Source organism: uncultured Fibrobacter sp., from assembly GCF_946062555.1.
Classification (GTDB): domain Bacteria; phylum Fibrobacterota; class Fibrobacteria; order Fibrobacterales; family Fibrobacteraceae; genus Fibrobacter.
Genome location: NZ_CAMGVQ010000094.1, coordinates 1 through 8,111, shown reverse-complemented (window position 1 = coordinate 8,111; position 8,111 = coordinate 1). Strand labels below are relative to the sequence as shown.

General features: G+C 48.3%; 11 protein-coding genes. 9 read left to right on the top strand and 2 right to left on the bottom strand.

All coding sequences use genetic code 11. From position 1 onward, the window contains the following. The first annotated feature begins 158 nt into the window (after nucleotides 1-158). From Q0P86_RS15965 to Q0P86_RS15955, 3 genes are all read left to right on the top strand, one after another. On the top strand, nucleotides 159-284 hold the full coding sequence (locus Q0P86_RS15965; RefSeq protein ID WP_295040839.1) for a hypothetical protein: 126 nt from the start codon (nucleotides 159-161) through the stop codon (nucleotides 282-284). Next, entirely contained in the window at nucleotides 247-432 is a 186-nt protein-coding gene (locus tag Q0P86_RS15960; protein WP_291024477.1) for a hypothetical protein, read from the top strand. The genes Q0P86_RS15965 and Q0P86_RS15960 overlap by 38 nt, the downstream gene beginning before the upstream one ends. Before the next feature lie 383 nt (nucleotides 433-815). Then, a complete protein-coding gene (locus Q0P86_RS15955) occupies nucleotides 816-1,919 on the top strand; it encodes a PDDEXK nuclease domain-containing protein (RefSeq protein WP_291024474.1) in 1,104 nt (367 codons plus the stop codon). 4 nt (nucleotides 1,920-1,923) lie between these two features. Here Q0P86_RS15955 and Q0P86_RS15950 read toward each other — a convergent pair whose 3' ends face one another. After that, on the bottom strand, nucleotides 1,924-2,307 hold the full coding sequence (locus tag Q0P86_RS15950) for a GNAT family N-acetyltransferase (protein WP_295040836.1): 384 nt from the start codon (nucleotides 2,305-2,307) through the stop codon (nucleotides 1,924-1,926). Between the two features lie 152 nt (nucleotides 2,308-2,459). Further along, nucleotides 2,460-2,849, bottom strand: coding sequence for a helix-turn-helix transcriptional regulator (locus Q0P86_RS15945; RefSeq protein ID WP_294113079.1), 390 nt, complete (start codon nucleotides 2,847-2,849; stop codon nucleotides 2,460-2,462). 445 nt (nucleotides 2,850-3,294) lie between these two features. Here Q0P86_RS15945 and Q0P86_RS15940 point away from each other — a divergent pair, with 445 nt between their 5' ends. The 6 genes from Q0P86_RS15940 to Q0P86_RS15915 all read left to right on the top strand — a co-directional run bounded on the left by Q0P86_RS15940 (nucleotide 3,295) and on the right by Q0P86_RS15915 (nucleotide 7,806). Further along, nucleotides 3,295-4,005: an SDR family oxidoreductase gene (locus Q0P86_RS15940; protein ID WP_295040834.1), complete on the top strand. Its 711-nt coding sequence runs from the start codon at nucleotides 3,295-3,297 to the stop codon at nucleotides 4,003-4,005. Nucleotides 4,006-4,008: 3 nt separating this feature from the next. Next, on the top strand, nucleotides 4,009-4,605 hold the full coding sequence (locus Q0P86_RS15935) for an alpha/beta hydrolase (protein ID WP_294113084.1): 597 nt from the start codon (nucleotides 4,009-4,011) through the stop codon (nucleotides 4,603-4,605). A gap of 297 nt (nucleotides 4,606-4,902) precedes the next feature. After that, nucleotides 4,903-5,211, top strand: a complete 309-nt coding sequence (locus tag Q0P86_RS15930) for a type II toxin-antitoxin system RelB/DinJ family antitoxin (RefSeq protein WP_295040833.1) — start codon at nucleotides 4,903-4,905, stop codon at nucleotides 5,209-5,211. Continuing rightward, a complete protein-coding gene (locus tag Q0P86_RS15925) occupies nucleotides 5,208-5,801 on the top strand; it encodes a putative toxin-antitoxin system toxin component, PIN family (RefSeq protein WP_295040832.1) in 594 nt (197 codons plus the stop codon). Before Q0P86_RS15930 ends, Q0P86_RS15925 begins: the two co-directional genes overlap by 4 nt. A 105-nt stretch (nucleotides 5,802-5,906) precedes the next feature. Next, a complete protein-coding gene (locus Q0P86_RS15920; protein WP_295040830.1) occupies nucleotides 5,907-6,827 on the top strand; it encodes a fibrobacter succinogenes major paralogous domain-containing protein in 921 nt (306 codons plus the stop codon). A 145-nt stretch (nucleotides 6,828-6,972) separates the two neighbouring features. Beyond that, nucleotides 6,973-7,806, top strand: a complete 834-nt coding sequence (locus Q0P86_RS15915; RefSeq protein ID WP_295040828.1) for a fibrobacter succinogenes major paralogous domain-containing protein — start codon at nucleotides 6,973-6,975, stop codon at nucleotides 7,804-7,806. Nucleotides 7,807-8,111 lie beyond the last annotated feature (305 nt).

The window sequence follows — 8,111 nt, the reverse complement described above, 5'->3', positions numbered from 1 at the left end:
CGGCTACATAAATCACGCCATTGCCACATTTTCTTCATGTAGTGGCGCATTCTTTGTTTTACCTCGGCTCATAAAGAGCCCCTATAAGACCTACTTTCTGAATATACCTTATTTTATGCGGGTTCGCAAGCGGTTGGACGCTGAAAAAATCAGAAAAATTGGATAGATTCTTGACTTTTGGGCCATTTTTTTGGAGCCTTGGTGCTGCCGAAGTGGCTGTAGATTTCCAGGAATTCCCTGTCGGTGATGCTCAGCAGGCAGACCGTGGAGCGGGGCTCGATTAAATTGGCGATTCGTCGTCGGACGGCATTGAGCCTTTATTGCGCCGTGGATTCCGTAATCCCCGATGCTTTAGGGTGGCCACTGGATGCGGATTTCTTGAAGAAGATGAAACTCTGGTGGTTTGAAACTAGCGGCGTGCCCCTTGACTGAGAGTACGCATTTGTTTATATTACAATTGTAATTCGATAATCCTCGCGACAGTCGACATAGACCATTCGGTCCGTACGTGCATTCGCGGCGGGGCCCATCAACCTTCTTGACGGTCCTGTTGGATAGCTGGTAGGAAAATACCCTACTCGGGTTCATTCGAAAGAGTGACAGGTAACGCCGGGGCTGCAACCACTTAGTGCTTTAGCACTTAGTGGGCCATGGTCCCCTTTAGGGGAGAGAGCCCCCGCCAACAGAATTGCAAGATCATCCCATTCCACGCAAATCGTGGAAACTCCATTACAAAACAAAAAAGAACGGGCGTATAGTGCGTCGTTTTTACGGTGTATTCGCACCGTTGTGCAACCATTTTAAAGAGGATATCAATGTCGAAAAAATCTATCAACATCTTGGACAAGGATTACATTCACTGGGTCAAGGAACTTTCTTCCCGTTATCGCAAGAGCCAAATCAAGGCGGCGGTAAAGGTAAATAGTGAAATGTTGCGCTACTACTGGGAATTGGGGCGTGATATTGTAACCAAGCAGGCTGAAAGCAAATGGGGCAGCGGCTTCATGAAGAATCTGAGCCGAGACTTAAAGGCTCAGATTCCCAGTGCCACTTGTTTTTCTCCCACGAACATTCTGTACATGAAGAACTTTTATCTTATGTATCGCCCCTATTTGGAAAATGCACCCAAGATCGGGGAACAAAAGGAAGATTTTCCAATTACTCAACAAGTTGTTGAGCAAATTGCCCATGACATCTTTTCAATTCCATGGGGACATCACGTTGTCTTAATGGACAAGTTCAAGGAAAATCCTCAAAAGGCCCTGTTTTTTGCCCGCCAGACGGTAGAAAATGGCTGGAGCCGTTCGTCCCTTTTGAATGCGCTTTCAAGTGACCTTTACGAGCGCCAGGGAAAGGCGTTGACGAATTTTGGACGGACTCTCCCCGCCGAAACAAGCGATTTGGCCCAGGAACTGACGAAGGATCCTTACAATTTCGCTTTTACGGGTATTACGGGCCGCTACAACGAAAAACTGCTGAAAGATAGTTTGCTGAACAACATTACCCGTTTTCTTGTGGAATTGGGCACGGGCTTTGCCTATGTCGGCAGAGAATATGGCATTATGGTAGGCGAAAGGGAGAAGTTCATGGATTTGCTTTTTTACAACCTGAATCTCTCTTGCTATGTCGTTGTCGAGGTGAAAATCGGGCGCTTTGAATTTGCCGATATCGGGCAACTGGGCGGATACATGGTGGCATGCAACCACATCCTTAAAAAGGAAGGGCGCGACAACCCGACAATCGGTCTGCTGATTTGCAAGGAAAAGGACAAGGTGCAGGCACAGTACGCACTGGAATCAAGTACGCAACCTATCAGCATTTCGGAATATGAATTGGAAAAATTCTACCCTGAAAAGGTTGAAGGCACAATGCCCTCTATTGAGGAAATTGAGAAAAGATTGTGCGAAGTGCCCTTATAAGTTTTTACGGGTACTTCGCTCCGGGAATATCCTTCAAAATTTCTTTCCAGAAATCGCGGAATTCTTTGTCGGTGACGGTGCCGCCTGCGGTGAGTAGGCGGTAGTGCTCGCCTTGCCAGACGTAATCGACGGGGGAGGAGCCAAAGCCGTTGCGCAGGTAAAAGTCGCGGCGACGATTCCTGCGTTCAAGTTCTTCGGCGTCCTTGGAATCTTCTTCGACTTCGATATCGACGACAATGCGCGTGTCGGGGTGTTGCCTGCGGATGGCCTGCAGAATTTTCGAGCCGTACCCGCGGCTGCGCAGTTTTGGAACGACTGCGAAATAGACGATGTTCGTGATGTCGCCCGTGTGAAATGGAATTTGAAAATCCGCAGAAAGTATCTCCATCAAAAACGCCAAAAACTCCCGCTTGATTTTGTTGTCAAGCAAATGCTTTATCGGGATGCGTTCGTTCGCCGGGAACGCCGATTCGTACAGCGCCTTGACCTGCGGAAATCAGGGGCATCTCTTGTGACATCGAAAAACAGGAGCATGGCTGTCTACCAAAATAAGTTCCTGTAGCTGGTTCCGAGAGCGTCTGCGAGGCGATGGGCCATCTTGCGTCCGATGGGTTCTTTGCCTCGTTCCATGGCGGACACCTGTTGCTTGGTGATGCCAGCCTTATCGGCCAATTGTTGCTGTGTGTAACCGAAGGTGGTTCGCAAAAGTTTCAAACTTTCTGCTGGAGTGGTTTTGGACTCCATTTCTTTGAACCAATCGGTTTTTGAAATTTCGACATAGTCTTCGTCAGTTTCTTTAACTTCTTCCACATAAGGGAATGCTGACTTCAGGAATATGACAAGATAGTCGGGAATGTTTTTCCCTTCAAAGGTGAAAATCGTCCCGTTTTTGGCTTTGCTAGTAAGGCGCATTTTCACGGCTTCCAACATAGGTGACCTCCAGTTCAATTCCTTTTACAGTTTCGATCCAACATGCTGCCCAATGGTATGATAGGTGGCAATGGTATATATTTGTCTTAACGAGTTTCTTGTAGTTAGGCCAGTTAGGTAGAATAGGACCTTTCTCTTCAAGATCTTTGACTAGTTTGACGAATAGTATTTGCTCCTTTTGGGGCATGAGCCTTACGGCTTTTAGAATTTTTGGTTTTGTTATTACTTTCATAATATATGAAAATTCTTTCCTTGTGTCAAGATTTTTTCTTTATATCATGTAAAAAGAAAAAGCTAAAAACAAAATCCGCAAAAAACGAGAAGCCTCTTGATTTTGCAAACAGGTGGTTGCAGCTATCAACAGAAAAATTTTTTACATGTGAATATGTCGCCTATGGTTGTCAACAGTTCACATGGAATGAACAGGAATGGTATATTTACCTACATGAAATCGTTTGAAGATAAAGTGGTCGTGGTGACGGGCGGGGCGCACGGGATTGGTGCAACTGTCGTGAGTGAATTCGAGAAAGAGGGGGCGAAGGTCGCCTACATCGACATCCGCGATAATCCCTGCTTTGTGGGGGACCTCTCCAAGAAGGAAGTCCTCGAAAAATTTGCGCAGTTCGTCATCGAAAAATACGGGCACATGGATGTGCTGGTGAATAACGCGCTCCCGCTGATGAAGGGCATTGACGAGTGCAGTTACGAGGAATTCAGCTACGCGCTGGCGGTCGGTGTGACGGCCCCGTTCTACCTCGCGAAACTTTTCGCACCGCATTTCGGGGTGGGCGCGAGCATTATAAACATTTCTTCGAGTCGCGACCGCATGAGCCAACCGCAAACAGAAAGCTATACGGCGGCGAAGGGCGGGATAGCGGCCCTTACCCATGCGCTGGCCGTGAGTTTTGCGGGTCGCGTGCGCGTGAATTCCATTTCGCCGGGCTGGATCGACACGGATTTCAAAACTTACGAAGGCCCCGATGCCACGCAGCAGCCCGCAGGCCGCGTCGGCAATCCGCTCGACATCGCGAACATGGTGCTTTACCTCGCAAGCGAAAAGGCCGGATTCATCACCGGCGAAAACATCTGCATCGACGGCGGCATGACCCGCCAGATGGTCTACCACAACGATTGCGGCTGGAAATTTGAAGGGTAGGAAATGAAAAATCTTGTTATTTACGTGCATGGAAAGGGCGGAAACGCTGACGAGGCGCTGCATTACAAGAGTTTGTTTCCGAATGCTGATGTTCTCGGGTTTGATTATAAGGCCGAAACGCCATGGGATGCCAAGAAGGAATTCCCGGTATATTTTGATTCTGTTTTGGCGGACTATGACGAAGTGACCCTTATAGCGAATAGCATCGGGGCGTTCTTTTCGATGAATGCGCTGGCCGATAAGCCTGTCAAACAGGCGTACTTTATTTCGCCGATAGTCAACATGGAAAAACTGATTTGCAACATGATGGCGTGGGCGGATGTCTCCGAAGAGGAACTTCGCGAAAAGAAAACGGTGCCGACGAATTTCGGCGAAACGCTTTCGTGGGAATACCTGTGCTACGTGCGTGAAAATCCGATCGAGTGGCGCGTCCCGACAAAAATTCTGTACGGTTCGAACGACAACCTGACCTCGCTAGAAACGATGCGCGAATTCGCCCAGAAAATCGGAGCCCCCTTGACCATAATGGACGGCGGCGAACACTGGTTCCACACCGCCGAGCAGATGGCCTTTTTGGATAGGTGGATGCTAAATTGCTAAAAAAAACACGATTTTGGCCTTATTGGTGCAAAAATTGTGAGTTTTGCTGCGTTATTCGTATGAAAAATGCAGAAACTATTGCAAAATTGATATGAATAATGATGGGTGCTGAATATATTACATTTCCATTAGTTCAGCCTAGATTTATAAATTATACCATTTGGTATTATACCAAATGGTATAATTTATTTTGGTGAGGGGGGAGAAAAAAGAACGAAAAATAGTGATTCTATGCAAAAGTATTGCTTTTTGCAGTTATTTTGAATATATTTTGATATGATAATGCAGGAGGTCTGTATGCCGATGACGGTTTTGCAAATAAGAATTGAAGATGATTTGAAAAAAAAAGTTTCCGACCTGTTTGAAAGCCTTGGGATGGATATACCCACGGCTGTGCGCATCTTTTTCAAACGTGCTCTTGTCGAAAACGGAATTCCGTTTGAGGTGAAGGGGATGCCCTCACCTACAAAACAGGATGGCATTAATTTATTGAATGCGTTACATGCGGCTCAGGAACAGGCGTATAAAAATGGCGTTGCGAATCTGAGCGAAGAGGAAATTGAAGCCGAAATCAAGGCTGCCCGTATGGAGAGGAAGAAAAAATGATTTTTGCTGTGCTCGATACGAATGTTTTAATTTCTGCAGCTCTTGTGCATAATAAGTTTTCTATTCCTTATTCTGTTTTTAGGGGTGTTGTTGAAAGGCGCTTTGTCCCTCTTGTTGATGATAATATAGTTCGCGAGTATTGGGAGGTGTTTTCTCGTCCAAAATTTTCATTTATGCAGGAAACCATAAATGATATTGTCGGAAATACTATAAAATTTGCGATAAATCAGCCGGTTCCACCATCTGGTATAGAACTCCCTGATAGCGATGATGTTGTCTTTTATGATGTGGCTAGGGCTCATCAAGATAAAGGAGCTTATCTTGTAACAGGAAACTTGAAACACTTTCCAAATTGTGGGTTTGCTGTTTCTCCCCGTGATTTTATGAATATCATTACACCGAACAAAGGAAACCACATGGTTAACGATAATTCTGCTGTTTATGACCCTACGGGGCTTTTGGCTGCTTTGCACGAAGCTCAGCGTCAGGCTCATGAAAATGGGGTGGACAATCTGACCGAAGAAGAAATTGAAGCGGAAATTAAGGCTGCTCGCGCGGAGAGGAAGAAACGGCTTGGAACGAACGGATGAGCGAAATTACGGAAAAAGATGTAAAAAGGCTTTGGGTTTGTTTCGTTTTTTTTGGTGTGAAAATAAATTACATTTTCTTTAGAAAAACATTGTTTGGGGGCGTTTATGAAGATGTTTCTTGATCTGTCATCCTGGCGGACAGCACTTGGCAACTTGTTGCCTAGTGCGCATGGCCACCAAGGTGGGAGCCGCAAGGCGGCGATAGGATCCATGCTTATTATGGCGTTTGCCTTTGTCGGGTGCGATGACAGTTCGTCGGCGTCTGCTGGGCAGAATGATGAACCGGCTGTTGAATCGTCTTCTTCGAGCAGTGGCAAGGTCACTGAGCCTGACGAAGTGACTTCGTCGAGTTCGCTAAAGTCGGAATCATCGTCTTCTGTTGGGGATTCGCAGTCGTCCAGCAGCAAGGACCCTGAGCTTGCCGAAGGGTTTCTCACGGACCCCCGCGACGGCCAGACGTACAAGACGGTGACCATCGGCACGCAGACGTGGATGGCGGAAAACCTCAACTACGGAACCGCGAACAGCGACTGCTACAACGACAACTCCGCCAACTGCACCAAGTACGGCCGCCTTTACACCTGGGCTGCGGCCATGGATAGTGCTGGCACGTGGAGTACAAACGGCAAGGGCTGCGGCTATGAAAAAACATGCTCGCCGACTTATCCGGTGCGTGGCGTATGCCCCGAAGGCTGGCACCTGCCGAATCAAACGGAGTGGAATGCCCTATTCGCGGCGATTGGCGGCCAATCAACTGCGGGTCAGAAGCTCAAGGCGGCATCAGGCTGGATTTCGTTTAGTGGCATCACCAACGAGGACGCTTTCGGTTTCTCGGCGTTGCCTGCCGGCGTCAGGTACAGCCTTGGGGATTACTACTACGAGGGCTACTACGCGAACTTCTGGAGTTCTACGGAGTACGGTAGTGACTACGCGTACGGCATGGACTTGTACTACAACGGCGGCAACGCGAACCTGGGCGACTACGATAAGTACGTCGGGTTTTCTGTTCGTTGTGTAAAGGACTAGCAGGCTCGCCTAGGCGGCTATGCCGCTAGAGCGAGCGGGGCAAGCACGCGAGCGTGCAAGCCCCCTCCAAGGTCGGTTAGGTGTTTTCGCCTGCCGGACTTTTTTTGCTAAACTTATGCGGTAAATAGATTTAATGGAGGGTTCCATGAAACTCACGAAACTGTTTGTTGGTGCTTTAGCCTTGTCGGCGATGCTTGTCGCCTGCGATAGTGACAGTGCTTCTGCCAAGGATACGGAAATTGAGGAACTGTCTTCCTCGAGTGCCGTGGAGATTGCTTCGTCCTCTTCGACGATTCGCAATGACAGTTTGTCTTCCAGTGCCATAGAGAGTTCTTCTTCGAGTGTCATGGAAAGTTCTTCTTCGAGTGAAACGACGCAGTCCAGCAGTTCTTCTGAAAACATAAGCGCTGGCAGTGTTTACGATGCAACAGCTAAAACGCTGACAGATTTACGCGACGGCCAGACCTACAAGACGGTGGTCATCGGCGAGCAGACTTGGATGGCCGAAAACCTGAACTATGCCGACAGTGTAACGACCGCAAGTCTCAAGGGAAAGAGCTGGTGTTACGACGGTGTCGCTGGATACTGCGAAAAATACGGCCGGCTTTACACCTGGGCGGCAGCAAAAACAGTTTGCCCCGAGGGTTGGCACTTGCCAAGCTACGATGAATGGAACACTCTCTTCACGGCAGTGGGCGGTATATCCACAGCCGGTGCCAAGCTCAAATCGCAGACTGGTTGGGCTGCATATGACGGAATCACCAATGAGGACTCTTTCGGTTTCTCGGCGTTGCCTGCCGGCTACAGGAACAGCATTGGGAATTACTACGGCGAGGGCAACTACGCGTACTTCTGGAGTTCTACGGAGTACGGTAGTAACTACGCGTACTACATGTACTTGTACTACGGCAGCGACTACGCGTACCTGGACTACTACAGTAAGTACTACGGGCTTTCCGTTCGTTGTGTAAAGGACTAGCAGGCTCGCCTAAGCGGCTATGCCGCTAGAGCGAGCGGGGCTAGCATGCGTGCGTGCAAGCCCCCTCCAAGGTCGGTTAGGTGTTTTCGCTTGCCGGACTTTTTTTGTTAAATATATGCGGGAAATAGATTTAATGGAGGGTTCCATGAAACTCACGAAACTGTTTGTTGGTGCATTCGCCCTGTCTGCGATGCTTGTCGCCTGCGATAGTGACAGTGCTTCTGCCAAGGATACGGAAATTGAGGAACTGTCTTCCTCGAGTGCCGTGGAGATTGCTTCGTCCTCTTCGACGATTCGCAATGACA

What these genes read in the sequence shown, in the direction of transcription:
- Q0P86_RS15930 (WP_295040833.1), top strand. Translation starts at nt 4,903, where the DNA reads ATGCCGATGACGGTTTTGCAAATAAGAATTGAAGATGATTTGAAAAAA.
- Q0P86_RS15945 (WP_294113079.1), bottom strand. Translation starts at nt 2,849, where the DNA reads ATGTTGGAAGCCGTGAAAATGCGCCTTACTAGCAAAGCCAAAAACGGG.
- Q0P86_RS15935 (WP_294113084.1), top strand. Translation starts at nt 4,009, where the DNA reads ATGAAAAATCTTGTTATTTACGTGCATGGAAAGGGCGGAAACGCTGAC.
- Q0P86_RS15925 (WP_295040832.1), top strand. Translation starts at nt 5,208, where the DNA reads ATGATTTTTGCTGTGCTCGATACGAATGTTTTAATTTCTGCAGCTCTT.
- Q0P86_RS15940 (WP_295040834.1), top strand. Translation starts at nt 3,295, where the DNA reads ATGAAATCGTTTGAAGATAAAGTGGTCGTGGTGACGGGCGGGGCGCAC.
- Q0P86_RS15920 (WP_295040830.1), top strand. Translation starts at nt 5,907, where the DNA reads ATGAAGATGTTTCTTGATCTGTCATCCTGGCGGACAGCACTTGGCAAC.
- Q0P86_RS15955 (WP_291024474.1), top strand. Translation starts at nt 816, where the DNA reads ATGTCGAAAAAATCTATCAACATCTTGGACAAGGATTACATTCACTGG.
- Q0P86_RS15960 (WP_291024477.1), top strand. Translation starts at nt 247, where the DNA reads ATGCTCAGCAGGCAGACCGTGGAGCGGGGCTCGATTAAATTGGCGATT.
- Q0P86_RS15915 (WP_295040828.1), top strand. Translation starts at nt 6,973, where the DNA reads ATGAAACTCACGAAACTGTTTGTTGGTGCTTTAGCCTTGTCGGCGATG.
- Q0P86_RS15950 (WP_295040836.1), bottom strand. Translation starts at nt 2,307, where the DNA reads ATGGAGATACTTTCTGCGGATTTTCAAATTCCATTTCACACGGGCGAC.